Origin of the sequence: Geobacter sp. AOG2 (assembly GCF_019972295.1) — a bacterium.
In the GTDB taxonomy this organism is placed as follows: Bacteria; Desulfobacterota; Desulfuromonadia; order Geobacterales; family Pseudopelobacteraceae; genus Oryzomonas.
This window is the reverse complement of record NZ_BLJA01000001.1, coordinates 224,966-246,919: the sequence shown is the minus strand read 5'-3', so window position 1 is coordinate 246,919 and position 21,954 is coordinate 224,966. Positions and strand designations below refer to the sequence as shown.

The following is a 21,954-nucleotide window of genomic DNA, read 5'->3' as shown; positions in this document are numbered from 1 at the left end:
GTTAGGCTTTCCTTTCTTTCCAGTGTTCAATCTGTACTAAACAAGTGTTAGCGGCATGAGAGTGGCTGTTCGTCACGATGTGGCGCTTGGATGTCAGAAGATTCAGGCAACCGCCTTTATCAGCAGAAAAGCCTGGCTCACCAATCGGATCATAAGTTGCACAGGATTCGTAACCATGTACGGCGCCTGGACGAATACGATTTGTAATCTGTGCGGCACAGATAACTTCACCACGATCGTTGAATACCCTAATGAGATCTTTGTTCTTGATATTTCTTTTCTCAGCATCTTCGGGATTCATCCTGAGACTCCAATAGTAATAACCGTCGACAAGGGTGCGATGATCCTCTATGTCATTTATAAAACTGTGCTTGCCGTCAGAATGCGAATGATAGGAATAACGTGGGTGGGGCGTCATCAATTGAAGTGGATATTTTTGAAATATTTCGCCGCTGTGAGCACCTTCCCATGATGGAATCCAAGAGCACATTGGCGGGCGTTCCTTATCGTTCGGGTCAAATGCCATCAAACTTGACGATATGAACTCCACTTTCCCGCTCTGCGTCGACATGCCTTCTTGAAATGTATCGTTGTATTCTGACGGGAACGGTGTAGGTTCAGGGGTATTTTTCTTTTTGCCCTCATAATACCAACGCGTTCCAACTGGATCCCGTTGAGCATTGTTTGGTGCAGGCAGGATGTAATAACCTTTCTTTACAAAGTCCTTCCACTTGATATCGTGGACCAGGTCTGTACCTTCAAAAAGCCTGCGGCACCAATCGTATTGCGACATCCCTTCCGAATAGTACGCTGAGAGCCCAAAACGTTTTGAAAGCTCAAAAAGGATATCGTAATCTGATTTTGATTCTCCCAGGGGCTCAATACATTTGTGCTGCATAATAAATGTCCTGTAGTTCATACCGAGGAAACTATGTTGGACGTATCCGCCACAGTTGGCAGCTTCACCTATGTCCCAGCGCTCAAAGTTTGTGCAGGCGGGCAGGATAATATCGGCAAATTTTGTTTCTCCCTCCATCCAGACGGCTTGATTGACCACGAACTCCAGGTTGTCATTGCGATAGGCTTTTACAAAGCGGTTTGTTTCATTCATTGTTCCGATGAACGAACCGCCATACCGGTAATACATTTTGATCTTTGAATGTCCCGGCGTTGGATACATTATTTTACGGAACTGGCCGCGTATAGTCATGGAGTCGGTCATCCAGGCATCTACCGGTTCACCCATCAATGCTTCTGGAATCTTAAGACGCGGAATAGCCTGATACACCGTGTTGACACTTGGGAGCTGGGGCATTTTTTGGTATAGGTTGAAGATCATGCCCGAAGCAAAAAGGTCGCCTGACATCCCACCTTCCGCATAACCAGGGAAGTAAAATTTGGTATCCAGTGGCGTACCCATCTGCATACCGCCCATATTGACCCCCGGCTTGCCGATACCTTGCATGGCCATCAGCAACACCATGGATCGGGCCCATTCAATACCGGTCGCACAACGGCATGCGCCACCGACCATGTTGCCTGTTCCACCGCAGCTCAGATAGGTTTTTTTGCTGCCCCACTCCCTGGCAAGGGCACGTAGATCCTTAGCCGGCACCCCTGTTTCCTTCTCCTGCCATTCCGGAGTTTTGGCAATGCCGTCCTCCCCCTTGCCCAAGATGTAGTCCCGCCAAATTTCAAACCCGGTAGTACGATTCTCAACGTACCACTTGTCATACAAATTTTCGGTAATCCAGACATATGCGATTGCTAGCGACATTGCTGCACCTGTATCCGGGCGCGGTGAAAACCATTTACCGCCGGTGAGCTTGGCCGTGTGATTGAGATATGGATCGATATGCACAACCTTGATGCCGAGTTCCTTCAGCCACAAACGACGCGAGGTCCCTTCCATGGAGTGGTAAATCCCGGCGGTTGACTCAGGGTCGCTCGACCAGAAAACAACCATCTCGGCTTCCTTCATAAGGTCTTCTACAGTGCTATATGGCTCGGCACACCCTAAACGCGCCGCATACCCCCAATGGTGCATAGCTCCCCAGTGCCACCCTTCCCAACTGTCGGGGTTATTCACAACTGCGGTATGCCCCAACGCATTCATCATCCGCCCAAAGGCGCTAATCCAATATCCTGTCGATCCCCACATATGGTGCGAAGGGTGGCAGGCCAACAGTGACCCGGGCCCATATTGCTTTTTGCCACGTTTTATCTCATTGGCTACGATATCGAGGGCCTCATCCCAGCTGATTCTTTCGTAACCCGAAATTCCGCGATTTTTGCAGTTACGCTCACCATTTGGGTCAAAATCCACGCGCTTCATGGGATAAAGCAGCCTATCCGGCGAATATATTGTGGATTTCATATTCATGGTGTGGTTGTTGATGGTAACTTTCCGGGGGGGAGTGAAGGTTTTGCCGCGTGCCTGAATGCTCCAGCCTGGAGCGTCTTTATCGTCCAAATCAATCGGTGTGATTCGAAGAATTTTATCGTCTTTCACGTAGACAAACACCGGACCGCCATTGGTAAGGTTGGTATAACGCTTAACCCCCTTACCCATGTCGATGCCATAGCCCCCACCCAAAAGAATCGGAGCTTCAGCCATTAGATTCAGAATCTCGGAAAACCAAGCAGCAACCTCATGTGAACCATCTGCACTCAACTGAAAGTTTTTCATGGCATGAATACGTTCCAAAAAATCACGCGATTTCAAAAAAGAGCGCATAGCTACTGCGGGAGTCTCCCAACATATTGTCAAATCGGGATTCGGATGAATGCCTGCGGTTGAACTGAGCTGCCCACGTTTAAAGACCAAATACCTGCCTGCCTCGGCATTCTTGACACGCATTTGAACAACAGCATCACGTTCCTTCAATTTTTCCGCAAAAGCCGGGTACTTACGTGCAGTCATACCTATGGCTTTAGGTATGGCAAACAGCACTAACTTAAACCCCTTCATTTCAAACATCATAAATTCCCCCCGTTCATTTTTGTTAACCGGTTAACAATTTATGTATGCGCTATTTTGGGTTTTGTCAAGTTTTTTTACGAGGGTTCAAATCAAGGGGCAAACATGAGGGATATTGGATGGTTATGCTTTTATCTTTACTTTTTTTGTTTACCAGTTTACAATATTAAATGATTCAAAAAAATTGTCAAGAAATTTATGCTGATTTTTTACTGTTAATGGGAGGGAGTGGGCTACGGCTTAATATGAAAGCAGATATAGCAAGATAGTAACTGCCGGTTCCATTATGGTCTTCTGAAGCTGCCACTAATTTTGACGGTATAATCATATATATTATTGTTAATGTGAATTAGTTATAAACCTTATTTAATGTTTATTCCTTTTATACTATTAAATTTAATATAAAATTAACTTACACAATCATTAATAATATATAAATTGTTTTAAAGTATAACTACATCAATTGGGGGTATTTAACTTGACAATATCAGTCAAACGTGAAGAGATCGTAAGAGTTGCATTGGAACTAATAGCTGAAAAAGGCTTTCATGGCGCTCCAATTGCGCTCATTGCAAACAAAGCAGATGTTTCGGTAGGAACAATCTATAATTATTTTGAAAGCAAGGATGACCTCATCAATGTACTATTTCGCGAAATTTACGATAAAATCGTAATTTTTCTACGTCACGGCTATTCCTCCCAAAAACCGATTAAGCAACGCTATCTCCATCTCGCTAAAGCCTTACTCTGTTATTTTACCACTCATCCTCTTGACTTCAGATATATGGAGCAGTTCTACAATTCTCCATATGGTGTTGCTTATCGCAGAAATCAATTGGCAGAAAATACGTATTACAATAATATATGCAATAAACTGTTACTTGAAGGCATCAAATTCAATGTATTAATTGATTTGCCAATACAGGTATTAATTAATTTAGCATTCGGCCCTATAATTACATTAACACGAGATCATATACTTGGTTTTATTGAACTTGATGATAACATCATAAATATATGCATAAATTCATGTTGGAAATCCATAACGTTGTAGTAAAATATACAACTTATTCTTTACTCCAGCGTAATTTTCGGCATTAATACTAATTATTTATTATTATATTTCATTTAAAAAACGAGTTATCGATTTAAGTTCTTCACCACTAAACTTTTTAAATACGTTGATATATTTTTTTACAATTTGACCGTGCACTTGTTCGTGTGCTAATGCTAGTTCAGCACCACTTTCAGTCAAAGTATAATATTTTTCTTTTTTATTATCAGCTAACATTATCTCATCAATAATTTTTTCAGATAATAGTTTTTTAATTATTTTAGTTACAGCTGCTCTTGATATATTAAGACTGTTTGTCAGCAATGCATTATTAACTTTATTTTTCTTTTTTATAATTGCAATAGTGTGGAGTTGAGTAATATTCCACAAACGAGGATCTACAGGACTTCCCTTCTTGTTTTTTATCTTTATTCTTTCCTTATTACGAATTTCTTGTGTTATTATAAAGTGTTCCATCGCCTTTAGTAAATCATCATAGTTTTCCATATAAAAATACTCTCCTTTCAGACACCCTGATCACCCACATATTTGGTGACCTAAGAAAAACCTACTTCGAGGGCTGGAAACAATAGATCAATGAGATGTTCAACGACATCCTCTTAGTTAAAAGTAATCACTTGAATCGTTATGTAAAATTACAATTCTACATGCCGGATTATGTTAAACGACTCAAGTCGAGCGATTGGCTATTATGAAAACTTCCTTTAGATGCTTCCCTTACGCCACGTTGTAGTGGTTTCGCTACTGAATCTCGAAAACATCTATTGCGTTAACCTCGCTAAGATACATCTATCGGGACATTACCAAGCAGCCTAATAACCCTATATTTAGGGATCTTTTTATATGCTAGCTTAGCATTTATAATGCATCCCCGTGTTACAACTCAATGATTTTGTCTGTAATCTCCGTGAAGGCAATGTCGTGGCTGACCAGAAAGAGCTGATCGTACCAATGTTCGGTCAACTCTTCGCGCCCCACGTCGATGGCGCGGAAGGCGTGGGCAAGGTTCTCGCGACGGACGGCGTCAAGGTTGGAGGTCGGTTCGTCAAAGAAGGCAATCCGGGCGCCGATGGTCTGAAGCAGGGCCAAGCGTAATGCCACAACCGCACTCATCATCTGCCCTCCTGACAATTGATCATCGCTCCGCTCCCGGACAACCTCATCCTGCATGTCCCGCAGGGTAATTTGGTAGTTTTCGCCCCAGTACAACTCCTCATCCGAATCAGCAATGGTGCGGTAGATGCGGTCGGCATGAAGGCTGATCTCTTCCCGGAAGCGCTCCGAGAGTTGGGCAGAGACATTTTTGAAGACCTGGTTGCGTAGGAACTTGACCAGTTTTTCCTTCTCCACGAAACCTTTGATCTCGGCCTGTTTGGCCTCGATGTTTTCTTTCAGCCGAATGAGTTGGACTATCTCCGCTTCCAGTCGCTTGACATTCCTAGCCATGTCAATGATCTGCTGACGTAACGTTGCTGTTTCAGCAACAAGGCGTTCCTTTTCCTGACGGGCCTCCCGGTGCCCATCTGGCTGATAGGATTCCTTCTGCTGGGAGAGGCTGGCCTGTTTAACTTTAAGCTGTTCCTTGAGCTCTCCCAGCAACTTCTCCATATCCTTCAGTTTCTGTGTACGGTTGGCAAGTTCGAGGGCATCCTTCTGGTTAGCATTGAAGGCATCCCTGGATGCTTGATGCTGTGAACGTTCGTTCTCGGCCCGCTCTATCTCCTGGTCCAGTCCAGCAAAGGCTTGCAGCGCACCCCTGCGGGTGTCTGCCAGCTTTGTCGCGCCAGCTTGCTGGGTTATCAGCCGTTCCATGCCGTCAGATCGTTCCTGGTTCTTTCTGCGTCGCTCATCAAGGGCAAGGACCTGTTTGTCGAGTTCCTGGAGTCGGATCATGCCAACGGCCAGTTCTTTTTCGGCTGCCTCAGCCTCCTTGATTCGACGTGACTGATCTTCAATCTGGTCCTCTAATCCCTTCATCTGGCGGTCCAGGTCACTGATACGGCTGGTGAAAACGTCGCGGGGTGCGGTGCCGGCGATGTTTCGGCACTCCTCCTGGAAAAATGGACATACACCTTCGGCCAGCTTGTCTTTGCCCTCCAGCAGGCTTTCGCGTCGTCCTTCCAATAAGGAGCGTTGTGCACTCAGACGTTCGGCTTCCTGCCGCAATCCGGGAAGTTTGCTAGCTAGGTCAGTGAATTTAGCATCTATCTGCAATTCCTGGCGTGCCTGATCTAGCTTGGTCTGCTCCTCGGCCAATTGCTTGCTGGTTTTCCCGATCTCGGTGCGTTCGTGCCCAAGCATCTGGGTCAGGCGAAGAGCCTCTTTTTCCAGGTTGGAGACCTCCAACTCAATGACTCTGCGCTCCTGAACTCTTCGGTGCAGTTCTATCAGGAGAGCCTCAGCCTTTTCGAAGACTTCTTTTCCAGCCTTGGATTCATCAAGAATCTTTTGGGCCTTTTCTGATTCCACAATCCGAAACTTTTGATCAGCAATCTTCCCTTCGCCGTCCTTGATGCGGTTTTCAAGAATTTGTATCTCGCTGGAGAGGGCGATGATGGCCTTCTCCCGGTTGTCCAGGTCAAGGAGTTGTTTTTCAAGCTCCTTGAGGCCGGCGTCCCTGTCTTTCAAGTTTTGTTCCTTGACGGCGATTTCACCGGTGATTGTTTTGAACTCGGCTTCTTTCTCGGGCAGCATGGCAAGCTGTTCCTGTTTCGAGGCTACTTCAGCGGCAAGAATATTGATCCGCTCCTGAACAGCCGAAAGCAAGCCGCTGGTCCCTCTGTAGGTCTTACGCCAGGCATCGATGCCAAGGATTTCGTCAAAAGCCTCCTGCCTCTTGGTAGGCTGCTTGATGACAAAGGGACCAAGAAAGTCGTTCTGGAATGGGCCAATCACCAGTTTGAACTGATCCGCCAGGGAGCGGCCGTTATCCAGACCGAGCAACCCGGCAATACGCGCCTCGGTCTCTTCGACGCGTGCGTGGTCTTCCACCTCGAAGCTGCCGCAGACCTCTCTGGCCAGTAGCCACTTAGCCCCTGTCCCAACAGTGCGGCTCACCCGCCAGGCCTCATCGTCATCCGTTCGGAAGACAACATTGATCTCGCCCTTCTTGGCGCCGATAGTGAGGAAACGGTCAACGTTGGAGACAAAATCTTTAGCGTCCACCCCAAACAGGGCATAGCCGATGGCCTCGAAGATTGTGCTCTTGCCAACCCCGTTGGGACCAGACAACACATTGATCCCGGAGGTGAAAGACAGTTCAGTGTCACGGTGTGACTTGATGTTTTTGAGATGTATGGAAAGAATCTGCATGACTATGGCTCACGCGAAAGGAGGCTCAGCAGTTCATCTCCTTCCACGTCCCCCTTCAATACGTGATCACGGATGGCCAGGGCCAGGCTGACCAGTTCAGCCTTCCGCTCCTTATAAGCACTGTTGGCGCTGATCAACTCCCCAAGCACATCCTTTTCGATCTCGGCTAAACTCTTTTTGACCTCTTCGCCATTTCCGCTGCGAGTGACCAGCGAGAGATGGTTCTTTATCTCCACGTGCAGTGGGTTGCAGATTTCATCCAGAACCAATCGCAAGCGTTCGCGGCCCAGCTCGAAAGGATGGAAAGCAACCCGGCCGGCAAGCCTGATCTCCAGCAATGGTTGGCGACCGTCTCCATCGATCAGTTTTTCCGCTATCTGGATGCGAAAGCTCTCCAGGGCCTGTCCGGCATTTTCTGCTCCGTCCAAGCTGATGGTTGCCACCAGCATTGGGCGAGGTGAAGTTTTGCGGAATTCGTGGCTGAACGCCCCCTCCTCCACAGTAACCAGGAAATAGCCCTTGTCATGTTTTTCCTCACCGAAGTTGACTCGCTCCGGCGCGCCGGGATTGTAAGCGTAGTTGCGACCGTCGAGTGTGGCGATGACATAGGATTTATGCCCATGACCCAGTGCCACATAGGCGAATTTGTCCGCAAGGGGCAGCGCTTCGTCCGGCTGCATGTTACCGATCTCCACCGGCGAGTAGGTCCAGACGCCCACATGGAACAGCAGCAGATTGTTCTCGGTCGTTACCGCTTCGCAGATACGGGCCACGTGGTTGCCCGCCTGGGTGCCGATATACCCCAGGCCGTAAATATTCAGCCCCTTGATCCCGATATGGCCGCCCATGCCGGTCTCGGGATCAAACGGCTCGAAACAATAGCCGCCGCTCTCCGTGCGCGACGGCCGCAGCAGGCAGATGTAACCCATCTGTGAGAGCGCCTCCATCCATGAAATGCTGTCGCGGCGGTGAATCCAATCATGGTTGCCTTCCACAGCAATACAGGGGATACCGGCATCCTTGAGTGGTTGCAGGGTTTCGATGGTGCGGGCAAAGGTGCGTGGGAGAATCTGACCGGTATGGAACAAATCGCCGGCGATCAGGACGAAATCCACCTGTCTGGCGATGGCATCGGCCACAATACTCCCGAGCATGCAAAAGAAGTCTTCGTAGCGTTCGGACTCGTTAGCAGAAGTGCGGTATGTTTTGCCGAGGTGGATGTCGGCGGTGTGGAGGAAGGAAATTTGCATATTTATGTCTTTGCATTAAGTAATTGTTTGACACCGTTTTGAATTTCGAACTTATAGTTTGATAAATGGGTATCGGCCCTTGATATTGGCGTTAAGGTATTGGCCCTTTGAATCCGCATTCATCATACTCTCATACTCATGCTCTGGAACTCCCGTGTACTGGTACACAGAACCATGGTTGAATTCAATTTCGAGAGTCTGGCTGTCCGGGTCATATCCGATTGCTCGAATATTGCTTGAGGTAACAGGTATTCGTTCCATTTTTCCTCCCTCCTCTCATATTTTTTTCTTGTCTGGTTTTGCTGTTGGTGCCGCAGCCTCCTGGTGCGCATCCTGTTTCCGCCAAGCCTCAACAAGAGTTTTGTAGTTCTCATCCTTGACTATTTCTGTCCACCCGCCCGGCCTTAAACGCTTTCCGTCTGGCCCCTTTGGCACGACAACCAATGGGTCTTCGCTATCCGGCCACCTTCCAGCAGGCGGAAGGTTAATCCTAGCCCTAATTGGCATATTCACGGCCTCGCCTACGATTAAGGCTTCATGTGTTCGCAGAATTGGGAGCATCGAGAACAAACCTTTGAGACTATCGGATGATATGGATGAGATTTGGCTACGATCCGCCTCATTTGTTAGCCGAAGTGCTACCGTCGTTCCACACTGAGATAGAATTGTTGTGTCAACCTCCGATGGCCGCTGACTGACTAGCATGAGGCCCACACCATACTTCCGGCCCTCTTTCGCTATCCGGCGAGCTGCGGCGGCAGCCCCACCCCGTGCTACCCCAGCATGCTCCATGTTGCTCTTGCTGAGATACCTATGAGCTTCCTCAAGTACAACGAGCAGCGGTCGCAAGCGTCCTCCAACGGGTAGGGCACGTCCCCAGAATGCAGCGTCAAACAGGATGCGCAGAACAGCACCAATGAGATGGTCCAGCACTGAAGAGGGAATCCCAGAAAGGTCCAAGACCGTTATCGAACGCTTGTTGCACATCCAGGATGCAAGCAACGTATCGAGATCCTCTTTCGTAACTCCTTTGGAATCGGGCGTCCAGTTGCCTGGCGCAAACAGGAACTGAAGTTGCTGATCTCTAAGACGTGAGTGAAGAAGTGTCATCTGTTGGCGTAGGTTGGACCCTTCATTCGCTGATGATACGTGCTGCTCCTTAGGGCCAGTGCTCTTATACGTCCGAAATTTTGGTTGAATAAGATTTTCTGCGTCACCCGGTTGCTCCGCTTTACCCCCTTCACTCAGAAGAACCAAAGCATCGACTACGTCATCATCCGATCCACCTTGTTTTTTTGTCACCATCCGATATTCACGGTAGTGCTGGCGAAACCAGAGTTGCTTTAGACTGAACGGTACCGGTGTATCAACGGTAACTTCTTCGGTAGATATCTCCATCGATTTGCCTGTAGCGACAGCAGCGGCAATCGCGTCCTGTTTGAGAGCCACCATTAGGTCCGCTATCACAGAGCGCTGTTTGTCGTCAACACCGCCTAAACATATGGGCACTAATTCATCAAAGGCCAGTGCCCAAAACGGAATACACAGTTTCTGTTCCTCCGTGCCCTTTCGAGGGTTGAGTCGGAAGACCGTCGCATTTTCACCGAGTGCCTTTGCATACTCCCCGTGTAGGTCAAGCAAAACGACGCGCGCACCAGGCAGGTTGCCGGAATCCGAAATAGCAGCCAATAAACTTGCAACGGCTGTGGATTTCCCTGAACCGGTGCTTCCTACCACAGCAGAGTGACGACTGACAAGCCGGTTCAAGTTAAGATATGCACGGATGGACTCTGCACTCGCCACTCTCCCAACCGCGATATACCCTTCCTCGTCACCTGGCGCATATATGGTTTTTAGGTCCGACTCTGTCATCACATGGACTGGATCACCGATTGAAGGGTATTGCGATATGCCTCGCTCAAATCTCGAACCTCTCCGACCTTCCCCAATAAGTTCTACTCGAAACCACCTATTTCCAAGCTGAGGCGCAAGTTCCGGTGGTCCGGGGGCTGCGCCCGCACCAACCTCCGAGATCAAGCCATACAGATCGACATAGCCCGACGGAATACGAATGAATCCTCCAACTTGGCCAACCCTATACGCCTCCCCATTGACAAACAATAAACCGCCTGGTGTATTTTCAGAGAGCTTTACGCTAATGCTCGAACCGTTAACGTCCTCAACGGTTCCAAGCCTGGAGGGGTCTGAGCTAAAGGGACGTGTGTGCATTGTAGCTGTGCCCCCCTCCGCAAAGCTGTTCGAGAAAAAGTCCAAAGTAGTGAAAGTCCCCCAAACAGCATTTTGTAGACTTATCAGGTTTAGTGGAGTCGGTAGTACTAATATCCTCCTCATATAGCCATGGTCTGTGTTCGTCACCTCCGGCGGTTTCTGGTCGATACAGACCCACACGAGTCCCTATGACCGCACCGTCCTTTGCGAGAACAGTGAGATTCCCCTGCTTCATCGCATATTCAACGGCCCGTGGATGATCTGATAGGTTTGAGTACATCAGTGCAAAGCACTGAGCATTACGATTACCGCGCAAACCATCGAGCAGAACTTCGTTGATATGCTCATCAAGGAAAGAGTAGCCACACACTATCATCCGCGGTGCATCCTCATCCCTGTTTGCAGCATCACCACGTTTCCTTATCACCTGCCCATGGAAAAAAGCTCGGAGCCTGTCAAGCATTGCTAAATATGGCATTCGCCGACTCTGATCGTATTTGAGGTGTGATGGGAAAATCATCACCTTACCGGCTTTTGCTTCACGCGTGACACGTACAATGCGTGTAACATGGGTACCATTTACTGTTTCTTCAACCTTCTCCCAATTTATGGACCCGTGGAGTTTCCATAGCCGCGTCCATCGAGCGGGAATAGCATCGTGTTCGATAGAGGCAAGATCAAACCAAGGTTCTCGCGAGCCAACAAACCCATCGAAGTGCGGGAGGGGGTGTTGTTCAAAAGCCTGCTCAAAAAGCAGGTCATAGTTTGGAGTAAAAATCTCTATTGGCGAGAGGCTATGTAGACCACCGATCCACGATGCGAAACGATGATACGAACAGCGATACGCAGGGAGAGACTTCCTCATGAGTTCCGTAACAAGGTCACAAATCTTCATGTCGAGATCCGTTAAGACTTTTTTCGTCATTCCAAGAACCAATGAACTGCCTCGGCGGTTGGTTAGAGTGCGAAGTTCAGTAAGTATGTCCTCAATAGTGGGTGTTTTCCCATCGGCTGACTTGCATTCTTCGCAGAGCGAGTCCCAACTTTTTCTGTAGGTTGAAGTTGATCCATCGGCCTTATCACAGGCATCTAGACTATTTGCTACCCGTTTCGTGAGTTCCACGATTGAAGGTATGAGGACGACACTCTCCTTTCCTTCTACGTCGTAAATGCCAAGAGGACAACCGGCACCGAGGAAACAACCAATGCGTAGTTTATCGTCTTGGAGTACTTGGCGCAGATTTCGAGCCTGCTGGGCGGCATCGTGGATTGCAGCAAGCGATGGTTTATCTGGTGCCACTGCGGCAAGTGGCGATGCTCCGGGAGCAGAAGTAGTCACTGAAATGGAACCTTTGACCATGTGTCTCATCCTCCCTGCTTGATTCCGATCTTGGGCATTTTCATGGCAGCTTTTCCCTAACCGTGCTTCTACTCCACCTAAAAACAAATTTCAACGTAATATCAAAATGTTAAAAAAACTAACATTTCATGGCAAGATGGACATCTCCTTAATATCAAAGCAAAAAAGGCACTTGAAACATGTTCAGGTGCCTTAATTTGCGCCATTATGATACAAAAATATCGCCATCTGTCCCCGCTAAAAATATCCAAAAGACAACACCATTTATTATTCATTTATTAATCTGCAATATAATATAATACATTGAAATATAATAAAATATTGTGAATTTTATTATTCAATAATTACCCATCTCGCGCGCACAGCACTTTTGGTCGCAGCGTAGATCCGTTGTGGCCGACATGTTCTATTTTGTGCGGGCATAAGCTTCAAGTCGCATAGGGGCAAAGGAAATGACAGCGGAACGTGCTTGATGACGCCTCTAGCTAAGATTTCACTTTACGCGCCTTGATTCTGTCAGGCTAGGACTGATTTCTGCTCTGCCTGACGCTTTCGGCGCGATTCCCTGGGCTTTAATCTGACACGCCAGCCGTTAGCGTGCTTTATTTTCCGAATTCTGAAGCGCCCCCAATCATCGTTGACAAATCACGACAAGCTAACATGTACCATTAAGCAATTTATGCAGTGTGCTTAAGGCTCCGTTGCTGTCGAGCTTTGAGGCCGCATAATCAGCGCTTAAAAGCTCATCAGCAAGAAACAGATCGTATTTCTCGCATGCCTTATTTGCCACCGTCCGGGCTAATTCGTAGGCATCCGGTAACCCCTCTTTTATCAATGTCTCCAGGTTGTTCCGCAACTCATCCGGCGAGGCATCGTGAGCGACAACCGCAATCCCCTCATTGGCAGCCTTCGTGCCTTTTGAGCGGAGCATAGCAGCTAGGGTATCCAGAACCCGATCCCCCATCCAGCAGAACAGATACGTGGTACTTCCCTGCACAAGCATACTCCTATTGGTCAGGCCATAACGTTTGAAGCTTTCCCGTGCTTCCACCAGCATTTCTTTCGCCTGAGCATCCAGAAATACCGGGATATCTTTCTCCGTATAAACAGCGAACATCTCCTGGCGAATACGGTCGTGGGTCCAGCCTGCCTCTCCACCAAAGACCGGCGCCTTTCCTCCCTTAGCTGGTTGCAGCACAATGACCTTTTTAGGCGCATCAACCTCCAAAACGAGCCAGCGTTTTCCGCCGAAGATGAGTAGAGAGCCTTCAGCCACTGGACGATCAATAGGGAGTGTCCCAAGGGTCCGGTCACCGGATACCAACCGATACTCTTCTAGGGTCGTAAACGCAGTATAAAACGAAAAGTGGTTGACAATTCTCTCCCCCAACTGACCATGGAGAATCAATCCATCACTTGCCTGCATGATGAGTTGCTGGTTACCAAGGCTCCGCAAGAAGTCAGCAAACATCTGCTGAGTAACAAGCGGAAACGGGCCGTTCTTACACAAGACATGGTACGCCTGGGCTGCTGTCACCCCACCGTACTGGGCTATCAACGATAGCATCTGCTGCACCATGGTCGAGAGATGCAGGCCACCTGTAGGCGGAGGTTCGTACCACTTCGACAGCAGAAGCCTCACCATGGCAATAGTTTGTACCAGGCCAGCCCGAAGGCTGTCGGAAGGGGTAGATTTCTCGGTCAGTTCCTCTTCCTGGATGAAAATCCTCAGGATGGCAGGGTCGCCTTCCCGCCGCCCGGAGCGGCCAAGTCGTTGGCGCATGCTCGCCACGGAGGGCGGAACTCCAACCTGAGCAATACTAACCACCGACCCTATATCGATGCCCATTTCCAAGGTCGAGGTACAGACGATGCTCACAGGGCGAGACTTGTCCTTTATAGCTGTTTCCGCATCCTCGCGCAGCTCTTTCGAGAGGCTACCATGGTGGGGCCAGAATTCGTTCGGCAGGTGTTGGTCTTCACACCTCCTCCGCAGATAGTCCGCAAAAAACTCAACCTGGTTGCGACTGTTGGGGAAGATAAGATTGCTGCTCCCCCGCAGGGTCTTAAAGAGGTGGTCCCCAATATCTAACAGGCTTCCGTCAACTTGTACCTCTTCTTCTTGCTCACCTGTTTTTGTAAGGACTGGAGGCTTCTGGAGATATCCTTTGAGCAGGAGCCGCAGTTCTTGAGCAGTGGCTGTGGAGACAATCATCTCCACTTCGGAGTCGTTGTCAGGTCGGAGGAAACGTGCAGTGAGCGGCATATCTCCGATAGTGGCGCTTAGACCAATGCGGGGGACTTTTCGTTTGATGGCAAATTCGATGCGATGAAGGAGTGACTGTAACTGCTGGCCCCGTTCGGAGCCGATAAATGAGTGGAGTTCATCCACGACGATGTAGAGGAGACCACTAAAAAGCTGGGGTATGGCGGTACCGTGATTGACGAACAAGGATTCCACGGATTCCGGCGTGATAAGGAGGATACCACGTGGAGCGCTCAGGAATTTCTTTTTCTTGCTCCCTGAGATATCGCCATGCCATGGGTGTACCGGAATATCCAACCGTTCACACAACTGTTCCATGCGGGAAAACTGGTCATTGATGAGGGCCTTCAATGGACTCAGGTAAACAACGCAGGCGGTTTGCTCTTCTTCCGATAGTAGCCTTGAACAGATAGGGAGAAAGGCCGCTTCAGTTTTGCCGCTGGCAGTCGCAGAAGCAATGATGACATCGGTGTTCCCGGCCAGGATAGGAGGAATGGCCCGCTCCTGGGCGTCGCGAAGATTATTCCAGCCTTGGCCCCAGACCCAGCGCCGGATCCTTTCGTCGAGCAGATAGAACGCCTGAGATTCAGAGCTTGAAGGTTGCAAGGCTCTCCTCTTCTTCTGCTGGCAGCAAGGCAGCAGAAGGTGTCTGTACCGCTGTTTCCTCCTGCGGGATATCCAGGTCCGGGTTGATGTCGGGCTTGATATCCACGGTTCCAAGGACGCCCTGCCACGTTGCTTGTCTGTTTTGCTCTAAAACCGACAGAAAGTTGACGAAGGAGGTAATGGTATTGCGGGGCGTCCTGAAGTATGCATCGCCGATTTTCTTGGAACAGTGCTCCATAAAAGCCTTCAACGCTTCATCAGGAATAAGATAGTCGGCAGGATTGCCGTATGCAAAGACGTGCCGGATTTTTCCTAAAAGGATATAGAAATCTTCAGGGCTTAGGTTGCTGAGACGCAGAACCGGCCCGCTGTAATCCACCAATCCCTTTACGGCAAATGTATTCTCAGCCAAGCGTGACTGGAGCGCGGAATAACTGTAGAGGCCCCGACGAGTATCCATGAGAAAGTCAGGGGTACCCCCCATGATGACGCCGAGTCCCACTGAGGTACCTTGTAACGAATCGTTCAGGATACGGAGAATTTGTTCATAGTTGGCGTTCCGGGACTGCACATTCGACAGCTTGTAAAGGTTCACGAGTTCATCCAGGCAGGCCAGCAGGCCCGCAAAACCTGCCAGTCGAACGAACAAGGCCATCAGCTTGAGATGGTCATAGAAAGAGCCATCATCGATAATGGTCCTCACCCCAAGGGCATTGCGAGCATCGGTTTTCGTGGTGAATTCCGCCCTGAGCCAGCGTATCGCATCTGCCTTTAACTGCTCGTTGCCCGAATCATGCCCTTTCCAGTAGGCCGCAATCACCTGAGCAAAGTCGTAGCCGCCAACCATCTCGGAGAGGATATTCATCTTTTCGTGAATTACCACTTCCGGGTCTCTACCTGAAGCTTTCGCTTCCTTTAGGGCTTCAGTGACAAACCGCTCGACAATGCTTTGCATTGCCCCGCCATCCGGCTTGGAGCGGGTCGAGATGTTGCGCATCATTTCGGCATAGAGTGAGCGGGCCTGGCCGCCAGTGGCATGTAACCGCCGGTCAGGGTTGAGGTCCGCATGGATTGTTACCAGGCGTTTCTCAAGTGCGATGGCCCTTACCAGATTGAGGAAAAAGGTCTTGCCTGAGCCGTACTCCCCGATGACGAAGCGGATGCACGATCCGCTGTCGGCTACCGTTTCTATATCCTTATTGAGTGCCGCGATTTCATTGAACCGTCCAACCTGAATTAGGTGCTGGCCGATGCGGGGAACGACCCCGGCCCGCAGTGACTGAATAACAGCATCCCGATCTTTCGGACGTATTGCGGTGGTCATACTGCTATCTCCTTGGCATAGTCGGCATTGATTTCAATGGGGTCTTCACCTTCGAAAAAGGGTCCCCCGAAGTAGTCAAACGATGCATCATTAATGCTGTCGAGGGTACCGTCCAGCATCAGGTTATAGTCTACAGCCAACTTCTCCAGTTCCTCACGTGCCCAAGTATGCTTTGAGGCCAGTACCCGCATAAAGGTGAAATGTTCTGGGTCGAGTCCGGCTATGGTCACTGTATCAAGTTCAGGTTCGGCAGGCGCAATTTGTGACATTTCGTCGTCTGTGAATATATCCTTCAGCAGTGCCGAGACGGCAACTGTTTCCGCCATTTTTGCCTCGACGGCCCCCATATCCAGACTAACCCCATGAGAAGCGGCCTGCTGGGGTGGCATAGGTATGGTAAATGTTGGTTTGACAATGTCCGCAACCTGCACCGTCACTGGCTCAACTGCGGCGGCATGAGCATGGCTGTACAGATTTTGAGTGTCGAGGCCCAGCAGGTCATAGATTTTGGTCAACATTTTTATTTCAGTGGGATCGATATAGCCATCGGCCTGAGCCACGCCGACCAGGAATCTCCCAATGGAATCTTTTTGTTGCTGATTGAGCGATTCCAGCCGTTTCTTAAGTCCGTTCAGCCCGGGGAAGGACTGGAGAAGCCATTGTGTATGCGCCTTAAGTCGAGTTCTTTCGTCAGGGGAAAGATGAAGCCAAGTTTCCAGGTACTCTTCCAGGTGACGTTTTTCTTCTGGAGCTACGGAGCCGTCAGAATGTGCCACTGCGGATGCCAGATGCAACAGAATGGTTGCAACTGAATACTCTGAGGACGGTGCAAGCGGTGCTTGGTCAGATAACTTGAACAGGACGACTTCCTGACCGTTTTTGGGCAAAAAATTGCCAAACCGGGCATCAGGCTCTATCCCGGTACCCATACTGGCGAGAACTTGCGCTAGGGCCGTTGCTTCACGCTTTCCAAAGGAATTTCCACCTATAGACGGTACAAGTTGCAGCAGCTCTGAAAAATTAACTATTACCGGCTGCTCTTCAATTCTTTGCGCTTGCAGCCATGTCGAAAGGTTTTTGTACTCATTCCCACCATGTCTTTCACGCAACACTTGGGGGAGCAATATCACCCCTTCAATGGAATCTCTTCCAGAGGTCTTGCGCCCCAGGTAGCGGCTGTACGCATCCAGTTCATTCGAACATGCGTCGGCGATCATTCGAAGCGTCGTAACGGGTTCTTTCAACACGGTCACGTCGGAAAGGCCATCCAGAGGCACTTCGAGTTGCCCCCCGAACGATGCACTCGCCGGACGATAGTAGTATTTGATCTTCGTTTTGTTCTGCTTGAGCTTAGCCCCTTCGCCATATTTTTCAGCATATTTGAGGCAAAAGAGCTTACCAAATTCCTCACGACAGCGATGAACTGGGGTCCGGCGCGGCGTCAATGGGTCGGTCAATACCCAGGCGAGTGCCCATTCTGCCGGGAGGAGTTTCCCGTCAGCGGCCATTTGTCCCAAGCCATTTTTTACTGAGAGAGGAATTTCGCAATTATAGGAAGGAAGGCTATAGGCTGGCGATTTATCGTACAACCGCTCTTTCACGGCTGATGACTGGATGACATCAATGAACCTGGAACAGTACCCAGCGAAGGAGCCGTTTTTCCCGTAGATTGAGAGAAGGCGCTTCGCTTCCGCAAGTATGATGTCGGTTTCAGCGCGAGCTGAGACTAAATTCTTGGCATCGGCCAATACCCGCCGTTCAAGGCCATAGAAATAGATGAACACGTAGCCAATGCATGCATTTGGGTCTTTTCGTCCAGTGGATAACCATTCGAGAAACGCCGCCCTTGACGAAGGAGGGATTTCATAATAGGAAGGCCAGTAGGACATGTTCATGCCTTCCTTGTCGGGGTTGTTCCTGTCTATTGTAAGAGTTGGGTCAATGAGTGCCGGTTCCGGCCCCCATCCTCGAAAATTCTTAAGACCGGTACCAGAATAAATGAGCCCCCCAGAGATGGAATAACCTTGGATTGAAACGGCCTGGCCTTGGGGTATCCAGACGGAATCAGGAGAAACACTCTGGGCGCTAGCGCCGTATATTGCAGAGTCGTATTGTTCGTATGATGATTCTTGTGGGCGGGAATAATTGGTGGTTACTTCAATTTTAAGAGTCGGGATAGGAGCAGCGACTTTCTTTGGCTGAGTTGATTTAAGGGCGTCGAGTGAAGAGTTCTTTGCGCTTATTACCGGCTGTGTTCCGGATGAACCTTTTATGAGCTTTACGATACCCCACACTATCAAGACAACACTTCCAATCGATAGGAAGGCTTCCCAGTATTTTATTATCATGCCGAGAAGTATTAGACCAACAATGGCCACTCCGCCACTAGCTGAATTTTTTGCCATTTTGATTGCCCTCTAGGCTCATTCCACACCTCCCGGCGAGATCAGGAGGGATTTCATTTAGGGGAATTAGGGGGAAACCTTCTTAATTTTGTATTCAATTTAGGTCAGACCAGCCTTTTGAAAACATGGTGCACACAAAATAGGCCCCTCTTTCTTCTACATCACGTAAACACAAATATCAACGCGATTTCAGAGTGTTAATAGAATTAACACTGGAACAGCAATAGCCTTATCCCCTTGTAATTACATCAAAAATGGCACTTAAAATCCGATCAAGTGCGGTTTTTTGTATCATTTTGACACAAAATTTATTCTAGCTCGGTCGATGGTCATGAAGTGAAAGGGGTATTCAAAACGCATAACCCAAGGACTTCTTACAGTATAATACTTTAATATCAATAGGTTATGCCTTGACAATAACTTTTACTACCAATTTTTGACAATAACTTTTACCATTAATAAAATTTAATCCATTAAGATGGCGTTATCGATTTTGGAATCGTCGGAAATTAAGATCAAGATAGGAATTGATTTAGAGGCGTTGGCAGGCTGGCAGGGGAATAAAAACTATATATATTAAATAGTTATAGCATGACAATAACTTTTACTACCCAAATTTGACACTAACTTTTACTAATCGTCATTTGGTGAAATGTGACTGTCGCAGGGTAGGCAATTCGAATACCCAACGTATTCCTGTCAAGCGGATGAAGAATACATCATCTCAGCCGCCAGGGCAAGGATTCGTATCCGAGGCTGGTCTCACCCAATTTCATGTCCCAAAAACCGCCCAGCATTTTGAGGGCGGTTCAAAAATAGAAAAAACAGTGCGTACACGATATGCAAGTCGATATAGCCCTTGAAGCCACGGCAGTTTTGACTTACAGTTGTGTCACGTGTTTACAGTATCCATAATTCCATAAATACGGGGTCTGCCCATGAAAAAACCGCTTCTCCTGATGATCCTCGACGGCTGGGGGATTAACGCCAATCCCGCGAATAACGCTGTGGCCCTGGCCCATCCCCCCAACCTGACCAGATTGCTGGCGGAATATCCCCATGTCCAGATTCATACCTCCGGTATGGCGGTTGGACTGCCCGACGGTCAGATGGGCAACTCGGAGGTCGGTCACCTCAATATCGGCGCCGGGCGAGTCGTGTATCAAGATCTGACCCGTATCACCAAATCGATCCGGGACAGCGACTTCTTCGCCAACCCGATCCTGCTGGAGTGCCTTGCCAAGACCAAGGCCAACGGCGGCAGGCTCCACTTGGCAGGTCTGCTTTCCGACGGCGGGGTACATTCCCACAACAGCCACCTGTATGCCCTTCTGGAGTTGGCCAAACGGGAAGGGGTGAAAGAGGTCTTCGTGCATTGCCTGCTGGACGGCCGCGACACCCCACCCCAGAGCGGTATCGATTATCTGGCCCGGTTGGAGGCGGAGATAGGACGGATCGGCACCGGACAGATCGCCACGATTATGGGGCGCTACTATGCCATGGACCGGGATAATCGCTGGGAGCGAGTCGAAAAGGCTTACAACGCCATGGTGTACGGCGAGGGAGAACGATGTGCCTCCCCCCGGGAAGGCATCGAGGCCAGCTATGCCGCCGGGGTACACGACGAATTCGTCGTCCCGGCAGTGATCACCAAAAACGATGCGCCGGTAGGCACAATCAAGGACGGCGACGGCTTTATATTCTTCAACTTCCGCTCCGACCGAGCCCGGGAGATCACCCGCGCTTTGGCCCTCGACGAGTTTGACGGTTTTCAACGCCGTTCCCGCCCGAAGCTGGCCGGTTATGTCTGCATGACGGAATACGACGCCACCTTCGACCTGCCCATAGCTTACGGACCCGAGCAATTGACCAATATCCTGGGTGATGTGCTGGCCCGAACCGGATTGAAGCAACTGCGCATCGCGGAAACCGAAAAATACGCCCATGTAACCTTTTTCTTCAACGGAGGCGTGGAAACACCGTTCCCCGGCGAGGAGCGCTGCCTGATACCCTCCCCAAAGGAGGTGGCCACCTACGACCAAAAACCGGAGATGAGCGCCTACCCGGTGACTGAGGAGTTGCTGAAACGTATTGACCAGGATCTCTACGATGTGATCATCCTCAACTTCGCCAATTGTGACATGGTCGGACACACCGGTATTCTGGACGCGGCTGTCAAAGCGGTCACGGTGGTGGACGACTGCGTGGGGAGGATCGTGGCCAAAGTGCGGGAAAAGGAAGGCGCAGTGCTGATCACGGCCGACCACGGCAATGCCGAACAGATGGCGGACGACAACGGCGAACCCTTCACAGCCCACACCACCAATCCGGTGTGGCTGCTGCTGGTGGACGAAAGCCGCAAGGGGACTACGTTGCGTGAAGGAGGCCGACTGGCCGACATTGCACCGACCATGCTGAAGATGCTGGGTCTGGCCCAACCCACGGAGATGACAGGAGTAAGCCTGCTATGAAAACCGCAAAGATACCCGCCACGGACAACGAATATCTGATCGGCAAGATCCTCTGCATCGGCCGCAACTATGTGGATCACATCAAAGAATTGGGTAACGAGACCCCAACTGCGCCGGTGGTCTTCATGAAACCTGCCACCGCCGTTGTGGATGACGGCGGCACCGTGGTCATTCCCCCGTACAGCACGGAATGCCACTATGAGGCGGAACTGGCGGTACTGATCGGTACGGACGGCAAGGACATCCCTGAGGTCGAGGCACTGTCCCATGTGGCCGGTTATGGCGTTGCCATCGACATGACCCTGCGGGATGTGCAGGACGCCCTCAAGAAGAAGGGGCTGCCCTGGGAAATCGCCAAGGGGTTTGACACCTCCTGCCCCTTATCGGAGTTTACCCCGGCGGCACAGATTCCAAGTCCGCAAGACCTGACCATCAGGCTGTTGCTCAACGAAAAAGAACGTCAGAACGGCTCCACCGGCCTGATGATAAATCCGGTGGCCAGGATTATCAGCTATCTGTCCACCATCTTTACGCTTGAAGAGGGAGACGTGATCCTCACCGGCACCCCTTCCGGCGTCGGCAAGGTCCAGACGGGAGATCACATGGTTGCTGAAATTGCGGGAGTAGGGCGACTTAGCGTTACCGTCAAATGATCTCCTCTTACGGGCATGCGGGG

The 21,954-nt window shown here is 49.7% G+C and carries 13 protein-coding genes; 3 read left to right on the top strand and 10 right to left on the bottom strand.

Annotated features, from left to right (window positions below):
• Position 1 precedes the first annotated feature (1 nt).
• A complete protein-coding gene (locus LDN12_RS01080) occupies positions 2-2,983 on the bottom strand; it encodes a molybdopterin-dependent oxidoreductase (RefSeq protein ID WP_223920797.1) in 2,982 nt (993 codons plus the stop codon).
• Between the two features lie 475 nt (positions 2,984-3,458).
• Between LDN12_RS01080 and LDN12_RS01075 the strand changes: the two genes are divergently transcribed.
• Entirely contained in the window at positions 3,459-4,034 is a 576-nt protein-coding gene (locus LDN12_RS01075; RefSeq protein ID WP_223920796.1) for a TetR/AcrR family transcriptional regulator, read from the top strand.
• 63 nt (positions 4,035-4,097) lie between these two features.
• On the opposite strand, the gene LDN12_RS01070 is transcribed toward LDN12_RS01075, so the two are convergent.
• The 9 genes from LDN12_RS01070 to LDN12_RS01030 all read right to left on the bottom strand — a co-directional run bounded on the left by LDN12_RS01070 (position 4,098) and on the right by LDN12_RS01030 (position 18,807).
• Positions 4,098-4,541 carry a MarR family transcriptional regulator gene (locus LDN12_RS01070; RefSeq protein WP_223920794.1) on the bottom strand — a complete coding sequence of 148 codons (444 nt, stop codon included), beginning with the start codon at positions 4,539-4,541 and terminating at the stop codon, positions 4,098-4,100.
• Positions 4,542-4,931: 390 nt separating this feature from the next.
• Entirely contained in the window at positions 4,932-7,367 is a 2,436-nt protein-coding gene (locus LDN12_RS01065; protein ID WP_223920792.1) for an AAA family ATPase, read from the bottom strand.
• A 2-nt stretch (positions 7,368-7,369) separates the two neighbouring features.
• Positions 7,370-8,617 (bottom strand): exonuclease SbcCD subunit D, encoded by a 1,248-nt coding sequence (locus tag LDN12_RS01060; protein ID WP_223920790.1) that lies wholly within the window; start codon positions 8,615-8,617, stop codon positions 7,370-7,372.
• A 51-nt stretch (positions 8,618-8,668) separates the two neighbouring features.
• Positions 8,669-8,878, bottom strand: coding sequence for a KTSC domain-containing protein (locus tag LDN12_RS01055; protein WP_223920789.1), 210 nt, complete (start codon positions 8,876-8,878; stop codon positions 8,669-8,671).
• 15 nt (positions 8,879-8,893) lie between these two features.
• Positions 8,894-10,489 carry an ATP-binding protein gene (locus LDN12_RS01050; protein ID WP_223920787.1) on the bottom strand — a complete coding sequence of 532 codons (1,596 nt, stop codon included), beginning with the start codon at positions 10,487-10,489 and terminating at the stop codon, positions 8,894-8,896.
• A 337-nt stretch (positions 10,490-10,826) separates the two neighbouring features.
• Entirely contained in the window at positions 10,827-12,206 is a 1,380-nt protein-coding gene (locus LDN12_RS01045) for an SIR2 family protein (RefSeq protein WP_223920785.1), read from the bottom strand.
• Positions 12,207-12,861: 655 nt separating this feature from the next.
• The gene (locus LDN12_RS01040; RefSeq protein WP_223920783.1) at positions 12,862-15,078 is read right to left on the bottom strand and encodes a DEAD/DEAH box helicase; all 2,217 of its coding nucleotides are present in this window, start codon (positions 15,076-15,078) and stop codon (positions 12,862-12,864) included.
• Positions 15,059-16,402, bottom strand: coding sequence for an ATP-binding protein (locus LDN12_RS01035; RefSeq protein WP_223920782.1), 1,344 nt, complete (start codon positions 16,400-16,402; stop codon positions 15,059-15,061). The genes LDN12_RS01040 and LDN12_RS01035 overlap by 20 nt, the downstream gene beginning before the upstream one ends.
• Complete coding sequence (locus LDN12_RS01030) at positions 16,399-18,807, bottom strand: TerB N-terminal domain-containing protein (protein ID WP_223920780.1); 2,409 nt, start codon at positions 18,805-18,807, stop codon at positions 16,399-16,401. Before LDN12_RS01030 ends, LDN12_RS01035 begins: the two co-directional genes overlap by 4 nt.
• A 938-nt stretch (positions 18,808-19,745) precedes the next feature.
• Between LDN12_RS01030 and gpmI the strand changes: the two genes are divergently transcribed.
• Positions 19,746-21,278, top strand: a complete 1,533-nt coding sequence (gene gpmI, locus LDN12_RS01025; protein WP_223920778.1) for a 2,3-bisphosphoglycerate-independent phosphoglycerate mutase — start codon at positions 19,746-19,748, stop codon at positions 21,276-21,278.
• The gene (locus tag LDN12_RS01020) at positions 21,275-21,931 is read left to right on the top strand and encodes a fumarylacetoacetate hydrolase family protein (RefSeq protein WP_223920777.1); all 657 of its coding nucleotides are present in this window, start codon (positions 21,275-21,277) and stop codon (positions 21,929-21,931) included. The genes gpmI and LDN12_RS01020 overlap by 4 nt, the downstream gene beginning before the upstream one ends.
• Positions 21,932-21,954: the final 23 nt, after the last annotated feature.